General features: G+C 51.2%; 16 protein-coding genes and 2 tRNA genes. 17 read left to right on the top strand and 1 reads right to left on the bottom strand.

What is annotated here, in order from left to right; genetic code table 11:
• Positions 1-382 precede the first annotated feature (382 nt).
• The 11 genes from tig to B6S09_RS06705 all read left to right on the top strand — a co-directional run bounded on the left by tig (position 383) and on the right by B6S09_RS06705 (position 12,301).
• The gene (gene tig, locus B6S09_RS06755; RefSeq protein WP_094277750.1) at positions 383-1,693 is read left to right on the top strand and encodes a trigger factor; all 1,311 of its coding nucleotides are present in this window, start codon (positions 383-385) and stop codon (positions 1,691-1,693) included.
• 87 nt (positions 1,694-1,780) lie between these two features.
• Positions 1,781-2,404: an ATP-dependent Clp endopeptidase proteolytic subunit ClpP gene (clpP, locus tag B6S09_RS06750; protein WP_094277749.1), complete on the top strand. Its 624-nt coding sequence runs from the start codon at positions 1,781-1,783 to the stop codon at positions 2,402-2,404.
• Positions 2,405-2,488: 84 nt separating this feature from the next.
• On the top strand, positions 2,489-3,769 hold the full coding sequence (gene clpX, locus B6S09_RS06745) for an ATP-dependent protease ATP-binding subunit ClpX (protein WP_094277748.1): 1,281 nt from the start codon (positions 2,489-2,491) through the stop codon (positions 3,767-3,769).
• A gap of 137 nt (positions 3,770-3,906) precedes the next feature.
• A complete protein-coding gene (lon, locus tag B6S09_RS06740; RefSeq protein WP_094277747.1) occupies positions 3,907-6,258 on the top strand; it encodes an endopeptidase La in 2,352 nt (783 codons plus the stop codon).
• Between the two features lie 164 nt (positions 6,259-6,422).
• Positions 6,423-6,695, top strand: coding sequence for a non-specific DNA-binding protein Hbs (gene hbs, locus B6S09_RS06735; protein ID WP_094277939.1), 273 nt, complete (start codon positions 6,423-6,425; stop codon positions 6,693-6,695).
• A 113-nt stretch (positions 6,696-6,808) separates the two neighbouring features.
• Positions 6,809-8,707, top strand: a complete 1,899-nt coding sequence (locus tag B6S09_RS06730; RefSeq protein WP_094277746.1) for a SurA N-terminal domain-containing protein — start codon at positions 6,809-6,811, stop codon at positions 8,705-8,707.
• Positions 8,708-8,927: 220 nt separating this feature from the next.
• Entirely contained in the window at positions 8,928-9,569 is a 642-nt protein-coding gene (gene uvrY / locus B6S09_RS06725) for a UvrY/SirA/GacA family response regulator transcription factor (protein ID WP_094277745.1), read from the top strand.
• A gap of 4 nt (positions 9,570-9,573) precedes the next feature.
• Positions 9,574-11,403 (top strand): excinuclease ABC subunit UvrC, encoded by a 1,830-nt coding sequence (gene uvrC, locus B6S09_RS06720; protein WP_094277744.1) that lies wholly within the window; start codon positions 9,574-9,576, stop codon positions 11,401-11,403.
• Between the two features lie 48 nt (positions 11,404-11,451).
• Positions 11,452-12,000 (top strand): CDP-diacylglycerol--glycerol-3-phosphate 3-phosphatidyltransferase, encoded by a 549-nt coding sequence (pgsA, locus tag B6S09_RS06715; protein WP_094277743.1) that lies wholly within the window; start codon positions 11,452-11,454, stop codon positions 11,998-12,000.
• A 117-nt stretch (positions 12,001-12,117) separates the two neighbouring features.
• Positions 12,118-12,191 (top strand) — tRNA-Cys (locus B6S09_RS06710).
• Positions 12,192-12,214: 23 nt separating this feature from the next.
• Positions 12,215-12,301: transfer RNA gene (locus B6S09_RS06705), tRNA-Leu, on the top strand.
• A gap of 925 nt (positions 12,302-13,226) precedes the next feature.
• Here the strand turns inward: B6S09_RS06705 and B6S09_RS18435 are convergent.
• Positions 13,227-13,364: a hypothetical protein gene (locus tag B6S09_RS18435; protein ID WP_166670283.1), complete on the bottom strand. Its 138-nt coding sequence runs from the start codon at positions 13,362-13,364 to the stop codon at positions 13,227-13,229.
• Positions 13,365-13,665: 301 nt separating this feature from the next.
• Here B6S09_RS18435 and B6S09_RS06690 point away from each other — a divergent pair, with 301 nt between their 5' ends.
• The 6 genes from B6S09_RS06690 to B6S09_RS06665 all read left to right on the top strand — a co-directional run bounded on the left by B6S09_RS06690 (position 13,666) and on the right by B6S09_RS06665 (position 18,192).
• A complete protein-coding gene (locus B6S09_RS06690) occupies positions 13,666-14,736 on the top strand; it encodes a GTP pyrophosphokinase (protein WP_094277741.1) in 1,071 nt (356 codons plus the stop codon).
• 46 nt (positions 14,737-14,782) lie between these two features.
• Positions 14,783-15,151 carry a S24 family peptidase gene (locus tag B6S09_RS06685; RefSeq protein WP_094277740.1) on the top strand — a complete coding sequence of 123 codons (369 nt, stop codon included), beginning with the start codon at positions 14,783-14,785 and terminating at the stop codon, positions 15,149-15,151.
• Between the two features lie 43 nt (positions 15,152-15,194).
• Positions 15,195-15,929, top strand: coding sequence for a DUF4145 domain-containing protein (locus B6S09_RS06680; RefSeq protein ID WP_094277739.1), 735 nt, complete (start codon positions 15,195-15,197; stop codon positions 15,927-15,929).
• 40 nt (positions 15,930-15,969) lie between these two features.
• Positions 15,970-16,290 carry a hypothetical protein gene (locus tag B6S09_RS06675; RefSeq protein ID WP_134113966.1) on the top strand — a complete coding sequence of 107 codons (321 nt, stop codon included), beginning with the start codon at positions 15,970-15,972 and terminating at the stop codon, positions 16,288-16,290.
• 1 nt (position 16,291) lies between these two features.
• Positions 16,292-16,639 (top strand): hypothetical protein, encoded by a 348-nt coding sequence (locus B6S09_RS06670; protein WP_208321702.1) that lies wholly within the window; start codon positions 16,292-16,294, stop codon positions 16,637-16,639.
• A gap of 356 nt (positions 16,640-16,995) precedes the next feature.
• On the top strand, positions 16,996-18,192 hold the full coding sequence (locus B6S09_RS06665; RefSeq protein ID WP_094277737.1) for a reverse transcriptase family protein: 1,197 nt from the start codon (positions 16,996-16,998) through the stop codon (positions 18,190-18,192).
• Positions 18,193-18,551: the final 359 nt, after the last annotated feature.

Genomic DNA, 18,551 nt, shown 5'->3' with positions numbered 1-18,551 from the left:
AAGGCATGCTCAGGCATGCCTTTTTTATGCACGGGTGACCATGGTGCGTTGGGGGTAATGTTTTCATGCCGGAGCTGGTAAGTGAGCCTGATTTTTATGGCAGGTTAGCGGCCGGTGGAGCACGGTATTGCAGACAGAATGGTCCGCTGCAGCGGCATGCCGTGCTAAAAATTGCGCAAAAGCCTTGAAAAGTAGCGTTACAGTCCCATATTCAGTAGCCATGGCGCACTATCGTCACTCGACGCTGGCAAACAGCACCGTTATAATGCCGCGTCTGTTTTTAGCGAAGACCGAGTCTTCATCAGGATTCAAGGAGCAGCCCGGGCTGTTTCAAACATCACAGGGTCAGCACCGCTGTGCTGAAGAACATTGAGGTAAAAGAATGCAAGTTTCTGTAGAGACGACCCAGGGCCTGGAGCGCCGCCTGACCATTACTGTTCCCGCCGAGCAGGTTTCCGGCGAAGTGAACAGCCGTCTGCGTCAGCTGGCTAAGACCCGCCGTATCGACGGTTTCCGTCCCGGCAAAGCCCCGCTGGCCGTTATCAAGAAAATGTTCGGCCCCTCTGTAGAAGCCGACGTAGCCGGCGAGCTGATGCAGCGTAATTTCTTTGAAGCCGTGATGAGCGAAAAGCTCAACCCGGCCGGTATGCCTGCGATGGAGCCGGCTCCTATCAAGAGCGGCGAAGATTTTACCTTCACTGCTACCTTTGAAGTGTATCCGGAAGTAGAAGTAAAAGGTCTGGATGCAGTTGCCGTTGAAAAACCGCAGGCCGAAGTGACTGACGCTGATCTGGACAAGATGATCGACACCCTGCGTAAGCAGCACGCCGACTGGACTGAAGCCGACCGTGCAGCCGAAGATGGCGATCGTGTCACCATGAACTTCGTGGGCTCGGTAGACGGCGAAGAGTTTGAAGGCGGCAAGGCCGATGACTTCGTTCTGGTTCTGGGCTCCGGCCGTATGATCCCGGGCTTTGAAGACGGTCTGCTGGGTAAGAAAGCTGGTGAAGAGTTCACCATTGAAGTGAGCTTCCCTGAGGAATATCACGCCGAAAACCTGAAGGGCAAGCCCGCCAGCTTTGCCATCACCCTGACCAAGGTTGAAGCTCAGCAGCTGCCCGAGCTGACCGAAGAATTCGTTAAGCGTTTCGGCATTGCCGATGGCACCGTTGACGGTCTGAAAGCCGAAGTACGCAAAAACATGGAGCGCGAGCTGGCCCAGGCCCTGAAAGCGTCTGTGAAAGAGCAGGTGATCGACGGTCTGCTGGAGCAGAACGCCATTGACGTACCCCAGTCTCTGATCAACGGTGAAGTGGACACCCTGCGCAAGCAGGCGCTGCAGCGCTTTGGTGGTCTGGATGCCAAGAACGCACCTGAGCTGCCTGCCGAGTTGTTCAAGGATCAAGCCGAGCGTCGCGTACGCGTGGGCCTGGTGCTGGGCGAGCTGATCAAGACCAACGAGATCAAGGCTGACGACGCCAAGGTACAGGAAATCATCACTTCCATGGCCTCTGCCTACGAAGATCCGTCTGAAGTTGTGGCCTACTACAACGACAACCCTCAGCTGCTGGAAAACGTACGCAGTCTGGCGGTGGAAGATCAGGCCATCGAGTTTGTTCTGTCCCAGGCCAAGGTAACCGACAAGCAGGTTTCCTTTGATGAAGTGATGAACAAGCCGGGCATGGGCGCTTAAGATCATTTGACTTAAGCATCAAGCTCTTGCGTATAATGGCCCAAGTGTAAGTGCACTCGGGCCATTTTGTTTTAGGGACAAGAATTTATGTCGAACAACCAGAATCCGATGATGGACGGCCCTCTGGCCGCCCTGATCCCCATGGTGGTGGAGCAGACAGCCAAGGGCGAACGTTCCTACGATATTTACTCGCGACTGCTGAAAGAGCGGGTGATTTTCCTTACCGGCCAGGTGGAAGATCACATGGCCAACCTGATTTGTGCGCAGCTGCTGTTTCTGGAGTCGGAAAATCCGGAAAAGGATATCCACCTTTATATCAACTCGCCGGGTGGTTCGGTGACTGCGGGCATGTCTATCTACGACACCATGCAGTTTATCAAGCCAAATGTGAGCACGGTATGCATGGGGCAGGCCTGCTCCATGGGGGCATTTCTGCTGGCCGGTGGTGCACCGGGCAAGCGTTTTGCCCTGCCCAACAGCCGGGTGATGATCCATCAGCCTCTGGGCGGCTTTCAGGGCCAGGCGTCGGACATTCAGATCCACGCCAAGGAAATTCTGTATATCAAGGAAAAGCTCAACCGGTTGCTGGCCGAACATACGGGTCAGGACTTGTCGGTGATCGAGCGTGATACTGACCGTGACAACTTTATGTCGGCAGAGCAGGCCAAAGAATATGGCCTGGTTGACGAGGTGTTTCTCAAGCGTGACTGAGCAAAGCAGAGCGGGGTGCTGTACACTGTGCAGTAGACACCCGGTAAGGGTACACCCTGCGCTGCATCCACACGAGGTGACTGAATGACAGACAAACGCAAGGGCGAAGGGGACGGCGGCAAATTGCTGTACTGTTCCTTTTGCGGTAAAAGCCAACATGAAGTGCGCAAGCTGATCGCCGGCCCTTCCGTCTATATTTGTGACGAATGTGTCGAGTTGTGTGAAGACATCATTCGGGAAGAGATCAAGGATATTTCACCCAAGCGTGAAGGTGATGCCCTGCCTACGCCTCACGAAATCCGCGCTCATCTGGACGATTATGTCATCGGTCAGGACCACGCTAAAAAAGTACTGGCGGTGGCGGTATACAACCACTATAAACGGTTGCGCAATGCCACCAGTGCCGATGGTGTTGAACTTGGCAAGTCCAATATTCTGCTGATTGGTCCTACCGGCTCGGGCAAGACCCTGCTGGCTGAAACCCTGGCCCGGCTGCTGGATGTGCCCTTTACCATGGCCGATGCGACCACTCTGACCGAAGCCGGTTATGTCGGGGAAGATGTTGAGAACATCATTCAGAAGTTGCTGCAGAAGTGCGATTACGATGTTGATAAGGCTCAGCGTGGCATTGTTTACATCGATGAAATCGACAAAATCTCCCGCAAGTCCGACAACCCGTCCATTACCCGGGACGTGTCAGGTGAAGGTGTGCAGCAGGCACTGCTCAAACTCATTGAGGGTACGGTGGCCTCGGTACCGCCCCAGGGCGGGCGCAAGCATCCGCAGCAGGAGTTTCTGCAGGTAGATACCTCTAAAATCCTGTTTGTCTGTGGCGGGGCCTTTGCCGGGCTCGATAAAGTGATTGAACAGCGTATGGATCACGGCACTGGCATCGGCTTTGGTGCCGATGTGAAAGCCCGGGATCAAAAAGCATCGCTGAGCGACATTTTCACCCGGGTAGAGCCGGAAGATCTGGTCAAATATGGTCTTATTCCGGAATTTATCGGTCGTCTGCCGGTGGTGGCTACTCTGACCGAGCTCGATGAAGATGCCCTGGTACAAATTTTGTCGGAGCCCAAGAACGCCCTCACCAAGCAGTATGCGGCGCTGTTCTCGCTGGAAGAAGTTGAGCTGGAATTCCGTGATGACGCTCTGCGTGCCATTGCCCGCAAGGCGATGGAGCGCAAGACCGGCGCCCGGGGCCTGCGTTCCATCGTGGAAGCCGTGCTGCTCGATACCATGTACGACCTGCCTTCGATGGAGGAAGTCAGCAAGGTGGTGATCGATGAAACCGTGATCAAGGGTGAGTCTGACCCCATTCTTATTTATGAGAAAGGGGAAACTCAGGTAGCATCCGGCGACTGAATGCGGCTTTTTTGAGCTGAAAAAGGGGCTTTTTGCCCCTTTTTTCGTTTTTGCCGCCGTAGTGATTGAATCTTGAGATCCCGCCCCCATATACTCACCCAAGCGCTAATACTTTGCATTCAAGCCGAGAGGACATTATGACCCTAGAGCGTTCCGAACGCATCGAAACTCCCGTCCTGCCTCTCCGTGACGTGGTTGTTTATCCCCATATGGTGATCCCGCTGTTCGTGGGACGGGAAAAATCCATTCGCTGTCTGGAAGCGGCCATGGAGCAGGATAAGAAAGTACTGCTGATTGCCCAGAAAGATGCGTCTACCGACGATCCGGGTGCGGATGATGTCTATCAGGTCGGCACTGTGGCCAATGTGCTGCAAATGCTGAAACTGCCCGATGGTACCGTTAAGGTACTGGTGGAAGGTGCCCAGCGTGCTCAGCTGGAAGATTTGCGTGAAGAGGACGGCTACTTTGTGGCCGGGGCGCAATATCTGGCTACCGAAGCCCTGAATGAGCGTGAACAGGAAGTCCTGGTGCGTTCTGCCATCACCCAGTTTGAAGGCTATATCAAGCTCAACAAGAAAATCCCGCCCGAGGTCTTAACCTCGCTGTCTGCCATTGAAGACGCCGCTCGTCTGGCGGACACCATGGCCGCCCATATGCCGCTGAAGCTGGAAGACAAGCAAAAGGTACTGGAGATCGCCGGTGTCGGTGAGCGTCTTGAGTTCCTGATGGCGATGATGGAATCGGAAATGGATCTGCTGCAGGTGGAGCGCCGTATTCGTGCCCGCGTGAAAAAGCAGATGGAAAAGAGCCAGCGTGAGTACTATCTGAATGAGCAGATGAAAGCCATTCAGAAAGAGCTGGGCGAGCTGGACGATGTGCCTGACGAGTTTGAAGCCCTGCAGCAAAAGATTGATGAAGCGGGCATGACCGACGAGGCCAAGCAAAAGACCGAAGCGGAACTGGCCAAGCTGAAAATGATGTCGCCGATGTCGGCGGAAGCCACCGTGGTACGGGGCTACATCGACTGGATGATCTCGGTACCCTGGAAGAAAAAGTCCAAGGTGAAAAAGGATCTGGCCAAGGCCGAAGAAGTGCTGAATGCCGATCACTATGGCCTGGAAAAGGTCAAGGAACGCATTATCGAGTATCTGGCGGTGCAGAGCCGGACCAACAAGATTAAAGGGCCGATTCTGTGCCTGGTGGGACCGCCCGGCGTGGGTAAAACCTCACTTGGCCAATCCATTGCCAAGTCGACCGGTCGTAAATATGTACGCATGGCGCTGGGCGGCGTGCGTGACGAAGCGGAAATCCGTGGTCACCGCCGAACCTATATCGGCTCCATGCCTGGCAAGCTTATCCAGAAAATGGCCAAGGTGGGAGTACGTAACCCGTTATTCCTGCTGGATGAAATCGACAAAATGTCGTCGGACATGCGCGGTGATCCTTCCTCGGCACTGCTGGAAGTACTGGATCCGGAGCAGAACCACAGCTTTAACGATCACTATATGGAAGTAGATTACGATCTCTCCGATGTGATGTTTGTGGCCACCTCCAACTCCATGCATATTCCGGGTCCGCTGCTGGATCGGATGGAAGTGATCCGGTTGTCCGGTTACACCGAAGATGAAAAACTGAATATTGCCAAGCGTCATCTGCTGGCCAAACAAATCAGCCGCAACGGCCTGAAAGACACGGAGCTGGTGGTGGAAGACTCCGCCATTATCGGCATTATCCGTTACTACACCCGGGAAGCCGGAGTACGTAGTCTTGAGCGGGAAATTTCCAAGCTGTGCCGTAAGGCGGTGAAGGAAATTCTGCTTAACAAAGACATTCAACAGGTCGTTATTAACGGTGATAACCTGAAGAAATATCTGGGTGTGGTCCGCTTTGATTATGGCAAGGCAGAAGAAAGCAACCAGATTGGTCAGGTTACCGGACTTGCCTGGACCGAAGTGGGCGGTGATCTGCTGACCATTGAAGTGGCCAACGTACCGGGCAAGGGTAAGCTCAGTTACACTGGCTCTCTGGGCGATGTGATGCAGGAGTCCATCCAGGCCGCGATGACGGTCGTGCGCTCCCGCGCCGAAAAATGGCGTATTAATGCCGACTTTTATGAAAAGCGGGATATTCATGTGCATGTGCCTGAAGGAGCAACGCCCAAGGATGGCCCTAGTGCCGGTATTGCCATGTGCACCGCCCTGGTGTCCAGCCTGACCGGCAACCCGGTGCGCGCTGATGTCGCCATGACCGGTGAAATCACGCTGCGCGGTGAGGTGCTGCCCATTGGTGGTCTTAAAGAAAAACTGCTGGCGGCGCATCGTGGTGGCATTAAGCGGGTCGTTATCCCTGCAGAAAATGAGCGGGATCTGGAAGAAATTCCGGAAAACGTGAAAGGTGATCTGGAGATTCATCCGGTGCGCTGGGTGGATGAAGTGCTGGAATTGGCGCTGGAACAACCGCCGGAAGGCTTTTCGGTAGCGTCTGCCTGAGGTTTTTCGCTTCCGTCTGTGGTTTGAGGCTTGTCAGTAGCCGAGAGTCGCAGTAGCCTTGGAAAGCTATGGTGGCAGGGCCGGGATAACGCCTTGTCACCAGATTCAAATAACAGGGTTGTGTCATCCGACCAACGCCAAATATAAAATGAAGGGGAATGACCGTGAATAAATCTCAACTGATTGACAGAATCGCTGACGGCGCCGACATCACCAAGGCATCTGCCGGTCGTGCACTGGATGCATTCGTGGAAGCGATCACCGAAACCCTGAAAGACGGTGATTCTGTCTCTCTGGTTGGTTTTGGTACCTTTGAAGTGCGTGAGCGTGCAGCCCGCACCGGCCGTAACCCGCAAACTGGTGCTACCATTCAGATTGCCGCTGCCAAAACCCCGGCATTTAAGGCAGGCAAGGCTCTGAAAGACGCCGTAAACTGATATCAGCACGCCGGTACGATTGCCGGTGACACTGACTCCGAACAAGGCGCATCCGGTGGTGCGCTTTTTTTTCGGTACAGGCGGCATACCGCCATCGGGAGCAATAGCAACATATGTTTTTTGACAAACTGAGAGAAGGTGCCCAGGGCACTACCTCCAAGATTATTCTGGGTGCGATTATCTTGTCCTTTGCGCTGGCCGGTGTTGGCAGCTACGTCACCCAGCCGGCCAAACAAGTGGCTGCGGTGGTCAATGACGAGGAAATCTCGGCCCAGGCGCTGGAAAATGCCTATCGTAATGAGCGTGACCGCCTGCAAAGTCAGCTGGGCGAGCAGTTCAGCCAGCTGCTGGCGGATCCCACCTACGTGGCGCAAATTCGCCGCTCTGTGCTGGAGCAGATGATCGAGCAGAGCCTGATCGACCAGAAAATTGCCGAGCTGGGACTGCGTGCCAGTGACGAGCAGGTCCGCCAGGCGATTCGTGCACTGCCGGAGTTTCAGACTGACGGCAAGTTCGATAATGACCGGTACCTGCAGCTGCTGGGGCGTAACAATCTGACTCCGGAGCAACTGCGTGACAGTATTCGTCAGGATCTGAACCGTCAGATGCTGCTGAATGCCATTGTCGGCTCTGCCTTTTCCCTGCAAAACGAAGCCGGCCTGCTGGACCGTCTGACTCATCAACAGCGCAGTGCAACCCTGGTTCGTCTGCCGCTGGCTGAGTTTGAGTCCGGAGCTGAAGTGACGGATGACGAGGCCAAAGCCTGGTATGAAGCTCATCCCGAACAGTTCCAGCGTCCTGAGCAGGTGAAGCTGAATTATGTGCTGCTGGATGCGAATACTGTTTCTGCACAGGACATTGACGAGCTGGCCATTGAGGACTTTTACGCCGCCAATCAGGCCAGCTACACGCAGCCTGAACAGCGTCGTGTGGCTCACATTATGGTGAACAAGGACGGCGATGCCGAGCAGAAGATTCAGGCTATTCTGGAGCGGCTGAACGCCGGTGAAGAGTTTGCCGAGCTGGCAGCCAGCGAATCTGACGATGCCTTTACCGGTGAGAAGGGTGGCGAGCTGGACTGGATGGAGGCGGGCACGCTGGATCCGGCTTTTGATAAGGCGGCTTTTGCTCTTGCCAATGTTGGTGATGTATCCGAGGTAGTTGAAAGCGACTTTGGTCTGCATCTGATCAAGCTGCTGGAAGTACGCGAGGCCCAGGTGAAGCCGTTGAGCGACGTGCGTGACAGCATTGCCGAGCGTCTGGCTGCAGACCAGGCTGGTGACGACTTTTATCAGCGTGAGCAGCGACTGGCAGAGCTGGCATTCGAATTTCCCGATTCACTCGACATGGCTGCCGATGATCTGGAACTGACCGTACAGTCTACCGATTTCGTCTCTGCGGGTGAATTTCCCCAGGAACTGAGCGACACCCGGGTGATCAGCAAGGCATTTTCGCCCGAGCTGCGTGAGCAGGCTATGAACTCGGACATTATTGAACTGGGTGATAATCAGGCTGCAGTTATTCGTGTGCTGGACTATCGTCCGGCGGCGGTGCGTGATTTCGACGAAGTCAAAACCCAGGCCCTTGAGCTGGCACGCAAAGACAAGGCGGCCGAACAGGCACAGCAGGCAGCTGACGCACTCGAACAGGCCTGGCGTGACGGCAATGCCGAAGCCTGGCTGAGCGAGCGTGAGCTGGATAAGACGGAACTTGCCGATGTTACCCGGGAAAGTGCACAGGATCCGGCATTACTGAATGCTTTGTTCGCCATGCCGGTACCGTCAGAGCAGCCCAGCCTGCAGACCGTCACCTTGATGGGCGGGGATATTGCCGTGTTGAAACTGAATGCGGTGAACACCCCGGCAGAGCCGTCTGAGCAGGCAGCACTGGTGCGCCAGGGGCAGGGCAGGGTACAGGGCCAGCGGGATTTCCAGAGCCTGATCAGTGCGCTGAAGGCGACTGCCGACATTGAGTACCGGCAGGTCGACAGCGAAGAAGACAGTTTTTTCTGATTCGCTAAAAACACGTTAAGTAAAACAGACGCTGCGGCGTCTGTTTTACTTTTTGGCAGCCTTCACAATTTATGGGTTCATGCAGTCTTCGAGTTGCCAAGTCTTTACCGATTTGATACTAAGATTATTTACAGCAGGCGAACGCCTGCGTTTTTCGTTATGATGCGAAGCATGGGTAAGTGATATATGCTAAGCAGGGCATAGTAGTCGGAGAACAACTTTGATAAACGTATTCCTGGTTGATGACCATGAGTTAGTGCGCACAGGGATCCGACGCATTTTAGAAGACGTCAAGGGAATGAAGGTGACTGGCGAGGCCAAAAGCGGTGAAGAAGCCGTCCAGTGGTGTCGTGAGCATCATCCTGACGTGATCTTGATGGACATGAACATGCCGGGTATCGGTGGCCTTGAGGCTACCCGCAAGATTTTGCGTTTTAACCCGGATGTGAAAATCATCGTCCTTACCATTCACACAGAAAATCCGTTCCCTACCAAGGTGATGCAGGCCGGTGCTGCCGGGTATCTGACCAAGGGAGCCGGGCCGGAAGAAATGATTAACGCCATCCGGCTGGTGAACAGCGGTCAGCGTTATCTGTCACCGGAAATAGCCCAGCGCATGGCCCTGAGCCAGTTTTCCAATGAGGAAAACCCGTTCAAGGAGCTGTCGGAGCGGGAGCTGCAGATTATGTTGATGATCACGCGGGGACAGCGGGTAACCGATATTTCCGAGCAGCTTAACCTCAGCCCGAAAACCGTGAACAGCTATCGTTACCGGCTGTTCAGCAAGCTCAACATCAACGGTGATGTGGAGCTGACCCATCTGGCCATTCGCTACGGTATGCTCGACGCCGAGAAAATTTAGGCCCATGAGCGAGCACTTCGATGCCAAAGCCTTTCTTAAGGTGGTGACCGAACAGCCCGGTGTTTACATGATGTATGACGCCGGGCAGGAAGTCATTTATGTGGGCAAGGCCAAAAACCTGAAGAAACGGTTGTCTTCCTATTTTCGTACACATGTCAGCGGCGAAAAAACCCGGGCCCTGGTGCGCCAGATCCATGATGTACAGGTGACAGTCACCCACACTGAAACCGAAGCGCTGATCCTTGAGCACAACCTGATTAAACAGCACTTGCCTAAATACAATGTGCTGCTGCGGGATGACAAGTCTTACCCTTATATCCTGATCTCCGAACATTCGCATCCGCGTATCAGTCTTCATCGCGGGGTGCGTAAAAAACGGGGGGAATATTTTGGTCCTTATCCCAACGGGGCTGCCGTGCGGGAAAGCCTGCACCTGATGCAAAAGCTGTTTCCGGTGCGTCAGTGCGAAGACAGTGTCTATGCCAACCGCAGTCGTCCCTGTCTGCTGTATCAGCTCAAACGCTGTGCCGGCCCTTGCGTGCCAGGACTGGTCAGTGATGAGGAATATGCGCATCAGGTGCAGCTGGCCAGGTTGTTTCTGCAAGGCAAGAATCAACAGGTACTGACCGATCTGGCCGACAGCATGGAGCAGGCCAGCGGAGAGTTGCGTTTTGAAGACGCGGCCCGGTTCCGGGATCAGTTGCAGGCCTTGCGGCGGGTACAGGAGCAGCAGTTTGTCAGTGGCAATGTGCTCGACGACCTCGATGTGATTGGCCTGGCGGTGGAGCGCAGCCAGGCTTGCGTGCAGGTGCTGTTTATCCGTCAGGGTAAGGTGCTGGGCGGGCGTAGTTACTTTCCGCGCATGGCTCCCGACACCGATGCCGAAGAAATTCTGCAAAGCTTTGTGCTGCAGTTTTATCTTTCCGGTATTAATGGCCGGGAAGCACCGTCGGAAGTGCTGCTGGATCGTACCCTGCCGGATGAAGCCGTGTTGGGTGAGACCTTGAGCCAGCACTATGGCCGCAGAGTACGGCTGCGAAGTGCTGTGCGCAGCGAGCGGGCCCGGTTTGTCAAACTGGCCTGCACCAATGCCGAAACCGCTCTGGCCAGCCGGCTGGCCCACCGCAGCACTCAGCGCCAGCGGCTGGCACAACTGCAGGAAGTGCTGTCGTTACCGGACATTACCCGCATGGAGTGCTTTGATATCTCCCATACCATGGGGGAGAAAACCGTAGCCTCCTGTGTGGTGTTTGATCAGGACGGCCCCCGCAAGAGCGATTATCGCCGTTTTAACATCAGTGGTATTACGCCAGGTGATGACTACGCGGCGATGGAGCAGGCCCTGTATAAACGCTTTGACGGGGCGGATCCCGATACCCTTCCCGATGTGCTGTTTATTGACGGCGGCCTGGGCCAGCTGAGCAAGGCCGAGGCGGTGCTCAGTGAGGCGCTTGCCGACAGCCCGAAACAGCCGTTCCTGGTGGGTGTGGCCAAGGGAGTAAGCCGCAAACCCGGGCTGGAAACATTGATCATGGGGCACAGCCATGAAGAACGGCACCTGCCTGCCGATTTGCCGGCTCTGCATCTTATTCAGCATATCCGCGATGAATCCCACCGTTTTGCCATTACCGGACACCGGGCCCAGCGGGGCAAGGCAAGGGTTACCAGCAGCCTGGAAGCCATTCCCGGCATTGGAGCCAGGCGGCGGCAGGCACTGCTGAAATACCTGGGGGGGCTGCAGGAGGTGAAGCGGGCCAGCGTGGAAGAGCTGGCCAAGGTGCCCGGCATCAGCCGTGCCCTGGCAGAAAAGATACACGATGCGTTGCATCACTGAGTCTCATCATGCACCATGTAGCTGCATCGTCTTTTGGTTTGAATAACAATGATAAATGTCCCTAATTCTCTGACGTTCTTTCGTATTCTGCTGATCCCCGTATTCATCGTGCTGTTCTATCTGCCCGTGGAATGGGGGTATTTCTGGGCGGCAGCGGTATTTGCTTTTGCTGCTGCCACTGACTGGCTGGATGGATTTCTGGCTCGCCGGCTGGAGCAAAGCACACCTTTCGGAGCTTTTCTTGATCCGGTGGCCGACAAGGTCATGGTGGCGGCCGCTCTGGTGCTGATTGTGGATGATTACAGCAGTGCGCTGGTAACCATTCCAGCCATGTTTATGATTGGCCGGGAGATCATGATTTCGGCGTTGCGGGAGTGGATGGCCGAAATCGGCCAGCGTTCGCGGGTAGCGGTAAGCTGGATTGGAAAATGGAAAACCACCATTCAGATGCTGGCACTGATCGGCCTTATCTGGCAGCAGAGCATTTACATGGTGTGGATAAGCTATGTGCTGCTGTATGTGGCCACCGGCCTGACCTTGTTCTCTGCCTATGATTACCTCAGAGCGGCCTGGGGTGATCTGACCCGCAGCGAGTAAATTCGCTGTACATGACCATTTGCGCATAAAAAATATGCGAACGGCTGCAAAACCCTTAAAAGAAGTTGACTGGGCTGCATGGACCATTAAAATGCAGCCCATATCAAAGACTTGTATGGCGCGTTAGCAAAGTGGTTATGCAGCGGATTGCAAATCCGTTTAGTCCGGTTCGATTCCGGAACGCGCCTCCATTTATCCTTCCAGAAATGTCTACGCCCGGATGGTGAAATCGGTAGACACAAGGGATTTAAAATCCCTCGCTGGTAACAGCGTGCCGGTTCAAGTCCGGCTCCGGGCACCATTATAAATCAAGCACTTGCGCTAGATTTACCCCACTTCCAGTTTTTAACTTTTGCCCTGAATGGCGACAAAGTGGCGACAGCGATTTTTTTTGCCTTGTTGTGGGCGGCGCTGTGAAGCTGATTGAAATTCCTATTTTCATATTTTTCAGGTTTGGCGCGGCTTTGCGCTGGGCTGGTGGTTTCCCTGTGTCAGGCTAGTGCCCACGTAAACGGCACGAACATCGGGCACGGCGTGGCTTCACTGATCCTGCTGCTGATCTGCCAGCACTGTAATTCCTTCATTTTCGTGCGATGTCTTTCACTGTTTGCAGAGCCTCAGATCCCCGTGAATTCCCATTAACGGTGGGGGGGCGGTTGGTTTTGCACACCCGCAGAATTTCATAATTTTTATGACGCAAAGCGCTAAGGCGGGCGCGGAGGAGCGCGGTTTCCGTCGGGCGAGCGCGTGCGTGGACGGTTTACGTGTGTGCTCGTGGTCGGGGGCTTATACGGGGCTGGGATACAAGAAAACGGCCACTGTGGGTCGCCTGGGGGGATGGGATGTGGTTGCCGGCTGGGGAAAGTCTTGCTCCATTTGCCGTTGCTGGGTGGTTTTCTGTTTACCCTGCCGGCGGCAATCACGTTATGAACCGTGGTTTTGGTCATGCCTGAGCGCTCACAAAAGCGGCCCACACTGACCACGGGTGTGTCGAAATGGATAGCTATTTGAGTCATAATTGACACCTATTGCTTGTTATTGCGCTTTGTTGATTTTGTTTGAACTGAATTTTCGGTTCATTCGTTTGTGTGAAGTGGCTGCTGCTGGTCAAGGCAGCTGTTCTGTGGACAGAAGTGATACCGGTTCACAAAAACACAAGTACTCTGGGCCGACAGCCATGATGTTGTCGTCTCGGCGGGTAATGCTGCCCACAACGAATGGGATCATCAGGGAGCCCGGGTGCCATTCTCTACCGCCTGGCTGGAAAACCAGGTCTGTCTGGCAAACGGCTGCAGTCTGCCCAGGTGGGCGGCCTCTACATCAAAAGTGATAACCCGGCCTACCGGTAGGTCTACCTGAGGCAAAGCAACAAACCCGACGAGATACGCATTATTGCCAGATGGACGGGGAAGAAGATTTAAACACGCGCTGTATTGATGGGTTACGGACAGCACAGTGGCATCAGTGAGTGACGGGCTGACTGATGGCACCACTGATATGGTGAAGAAAGGCCTGGTGACCTGTAACACCCGGGCGGTAGCGTGCTTTTTACATGTTTTATCGCTTCGTATCGGTAACGAAGCAACAAGAGGAATATCTGTTTTTTTTAATTCAAACAAGCAATACATATGTAGTGTTAGTGTGTTAGCAGTACGGGGTAAATAAATGCCATCTTTAAACTTTGAAAATGCAAAGCAAGAATTTCGTGATTACTACAACGAAAACTATGATTTGTTAGATGGGGCAATGAATTCATTTGTTACCTTGGTTAACTCACTAATCAGAAATTCCAGCGACATAACCATATCTAAAATAGAAGGTCGCGTTAAAGAAAGAAATGAATGTGTAAAGAAATTCAGCCGTAAATACAGAGCGACACTAGAAGCAGAAGGTCATGAATATCAAATTATTGACCACATATCTGATTTGATCGGGGTTCGAGTGGTCTGCTTGTACGAAGATGATATTGAGAAGATAAAAGAACTGCTATGTGCACACTTTGAAGTGGTTGATATTACAGACAAGATAGCCCAGATTGAAAGCACTGAAAATTACTTTGGGTATAAAGGCCTGCACCTTGACCTGAAGTTGAACGAGCAGAGAAGAACGCTTCCTGAGTATTCCAAGTTTGTTGATTTTGGATTCGAAATTCAAATCAGAACAATAATTCAGGACTCATGGAGTGTGCTTGATCATAAGATTAAGTATAAAAAGTCTATTCCCAACTCTCTGAAAAGAAGAATTAACTCACTGGCGGCATTGTTTGAAGTCGCAGACCGTGAGTTTCGTGAAATTCGTAACGCGACAGAAGCCATACTACAGGCTGAAGATTTAACACAAGAGCAAATTGCCAAAGAAACTGATCTGGTTCAGGTAGGAGAAGCAACCTCTAAAACGAAAGCCTATATCCTGAATGCGTTCAGTTTCCTTAAAATCGCCAATCACTTTTTCCCAGGGTTTGACTTTGAACCACACAAGGTTGATGGGTTTACTGAAGAAATTGTTTCACTGAAGAAAGGTATTACCCGTGGCAAGTTCAACTTCTACTTGAGGGAAAACATAGCCACAGTCAAAAAGTATAAAGAGTTCTTTGAGAATAAAAACACAGGTGAAACGCTGAACCCATACACAATGATCAGGCATTGTCTTTACCTGGGTGATAAAGAAGCCTTCTCAAATCTTTTGAGCAGCCATGTAATGGAAGCATTTAAAGAATGGCTGGTAGATAACGGCTGACATGTAATTGTGTTAACTACTGAGCAAGTACCCGCAGCCCGTTTTTATGGGCTGCTTTTACAAATGGGATCATCTGGAAGCCTGGGTGCCGTTTTCCACCACCTGGCTGGAAGAGCATGGCTTGCAGGGTAAGCGCCTGGCGGTAATCAAGGTGCAGGGCGACTCCATGACTCCGACCCTCGATAACGGCGACACCCCGCTGGTGGAAATGCTGCCCGAAGACGCAGTAGAGAACCTGCCCGACAGCGTGTACGTGCTCCGCCTACTGATCAAGCGCCTGCAGTCCGACCTGATGGTGATGGGCGGCCTCTACATCAAAAACGACAACCCGGCTTACGACAAGATCCACCTGACCCAAAGCAACAAACCCGACGACATACGCATCATCGCCAGATGGACGGGTAAGAAGATTTAGGCGTGCTCACTATTAAAATGTTAGGTGAAACCTAGGATAAATAATGAACCAAGATTCAAAAGGTATACCTTCGACTAGTAAAACGGCTTTTAATTGCCCCCACTGTGGTGCGTATACAACTCAGCAATGGTCATCTCTTTACGCAAAAAAATATATAAATGGACGAAGAGTTCCTGTTGTTTCTAACGCAAACAGAAAGCTGGTTTCGGCATTGGGATGCGATGTCGAACATCTAAATTTGCATATGCAAAACCTCAGTGTAGCTGAATGTTTCAACTGTCACGGAATTTCAGTCTGGGTTCAAAACCAGATTGTGCACCCTCCATCTAAAGTGGATATACAGCCAAATCAAGATTTACCCCCATATATAATTAATCTATTTGAGGAAGCCAGAGAGATCGTCGACGCATCTCCTAAGGGGGCTGCAGCGTTACTGCGATTAAGCATTCAGTATCTATGCGCAGAGCTTGGCGGAACAGGTAAAAACATAGACAAAGATATCGCTAGCCTGGTCTCTAAAGGTTTGAATCCGATGATACAACAAGCATTAGATGTGGTTCGAGTCATTGGTAATGAAGCAGTGCATCCAGGTGAGATAGATCTTAATGATAACCAGGATATAGCACTTCAGCTATTCAGTCTTATCAACCTTATCGCAGAACAAATGATCACGCACCCTAAGCATGTTGAAGCTATTTATAGCAGCCTTCCTGAAGGTAAGTTACGCGGTATTGAACAGAGAAATAAAAAAGCAACAGAAAGCAATGGCGGCACCTAACGTCAAGTAGCCAGTAGCGCGGGGATTAAAAATGGATCACATGAGTGAAGAACTTGAACAACTGAAAGGATTTACTCCTTACGATTTGATGGAGCACTTGCGGCAAAGCGGCTTTTCAGAATGGCGGTGCAGCATGTGCGGACACGAGACCATCAACATCATCGGCACAGCCGAGCAGTTGTTCTTCTTTCAGATGAAGGCATCATTGACCGACACAGAAAGCGATACTCGGGGGTTCGATGTGGCCATGGCCGTTTGTGACAACTGCGCCCATGTGCACCTCTACTCTTGCCAGGATCTGGTAAAAAAGCTTAAGCAAAAAGATTCAAAAGCATCTGAAAGTTCAGAAAAAGGCGAGTGATATGAAGAATGTGGTAACCTTTCCTTCAGTATCAACAGGTGGTACCACTTCAGGTGGTGATGGCGGAGGACACGACATGTTAGAGCAAAGAGTCGCACATCTGGAGAAAGAAGTAGGTGCCCTGCGGGCCGATGTGGCCGTGATCAAGTCAAACTACGCTACGAAGGAAGATCTTTCCGCGATTCGAGAAGACGTTGCCATCATCAAAGCCAGCTATGCAACCAAAGAAGACATAGCCAACTTGCGTGTTGAGCTGCATAACAGCCTGCGTAATCAAACAGTCTGGCTTATCGCCTCCATGTTGGCTGTGCTCGGTATTGGGCTGACAGCTGCTCGATTTCTCTTTTGATTGAGAGAAGTGTTTTCTCAGAGTCTTGACTATTTTTTATGATTTTTATTGCGCTTTGGTGTGGGTTCCGTTAGTGTCTAACCAGCATGAGCGTATCGCTCAGCTTGCTGCAGTTGATGTAATCGTATTTGTCGCCTGCTCTATGTTGTTAGATAGAGCGCTGGACGAAAGTTCAGCATGTTCCTAGGCTGCACCCTATGCGCCCCTCCCGGCCCTCCGGACCGAGAGTAGCGATAGACGATGAGCTTAGCCAGAGAAGTGGTGGCTGCTGACAAATATAATCAACGAATGCAACACTACTTCTCGGTCTCTAGAGTATGAGTGGCTAAGCTCTTATTGTTAAAGTCTACTTTCCTATGCAAAAAGACAAACCTTACATCACAACTACTAACGTCATATCTTCCATCCCCAATCTTTGTAAATCTCTTAACATTACTGAAGATGAGCTATCACAAGCTTTGTCTTTGGGTAGTGATATGTATGTTAGAGATAGAGTAGAGAAAAGTGATGGTTCATATAGAGTCATTCATAAACCTCATTATTTGTTAAGGAAAATTCAGCGGAGGATAAATAAGCGTATCTTTCAAAAGCTGGTTGGATGGCCCAGTTATATTTTCGGTTCGGTCCCTAATACAGTGAACTATAAAGGTGAGGTTGTTGAACCAAAGGATTACGTGAGTTGTGCGGCCCAGCATTGTGGGGCTAAAAGTTTACTAAAGCTGGATATCAAAGATTTCTTCGATAATATTCACATCTATCATGTTGAGAGAATATTTAGTGGTTTCTTCCACTATAATGAAGAAGTATCCAAGACTCTCAGTCAGATTTGTACTTATAATAATGTGGTTGTGCAAGGGGCTTTAACTTCAAGTTATATCGCTAGTTTATGTTTATGGGATAAAGAACTTGAGGTTGTTGAAAGATTAAAAAGAAAAAATCTAGTATACACACGCCTAGTTGATGATATTACTGTTTCTTCAAAGGTTTCAAATTATCAGTTTGATAACGCATCTGCTCTTATAGTGGAAATGTTGCGTTCGAAAGACCTTCCGGTTAACAATAATAAGACAAAAGTTTTTCACGCGACTATTGAGCCATTAATGGTTCACGGCATGCGAGTTAATTTTAAAGAGCCCAGATACCCATCTGATGAAGTTAGACGCTTACGTGCCGCAGTAAGAAATGTCGAAATGTTAGCATCGGAGCCTGGTTATAGAACCACTTTTGCTTACAGAAAAGATTTTAACCGATGTATGGGGAGAGTTAGTAAGTTAAAACGTGTGAAACATGAAAAGCATAAACATTTAGTTGAGCGTCTAAATAAAGTATTGCCATTGCCATCTAGAACAGACTTGAGAAGGTGTAAGCTTTCTGTTAGGAGGCTTGAAAATGATTATAATAAAAAAAGAGAATCATATTGGTATAAAAAAAGATTCTATATGGTTCATGATAGATTGAATGTTTTGCAGCGGACTTATTTTAAAACTGCATATCAGTTAAGAGAACGTTTGAAAAAAATAAGGCCATGGTACGATCATGTTGAAAATGAATAATTCACAAAAGCTATTCTCTAGATTGTTATGGTTATTTTTAAGCGTTGCGATTTTAGGGTCTTCTATAGGAGGGTGGTCCGCACTGAGTACAATTCTAGAAAAAAAGATGTACTCATTAGATTTTTGTATGAGTAACGATTGCATCATTTATTTCGGGAAGGAGTTCAGGGCAAGATCATGAAAAACCCTTGCGTGGCAAGGCTTTCAGCGGGGTAAAAATGAAAACATTAGTAGCCACTTTTTACACCGGAACGCGCGTTTTCTGAAGAAAAATGTCGATTTTCGAGGATCGCTTTGACGATCAGATCTCACTGTGATCATATGCTGTCTTTTGAACAGCAGCTTATCACTATGAATGG

The organism is Oceanimonas baumannii (assembly GCF_002245495.1).
Classification (GTDB): domain Bacteria; phylum Pseudomonadota; class Gammaproteobacteria; order Enterobacterales; family Aeromonadaceae; genus Oceanimonas; species Oceanimonas baumannii.
Note: the sequence above shows the minus strand (reverse complement) of the source record. Positions and strands in the feature narration are given on the sequence as shown.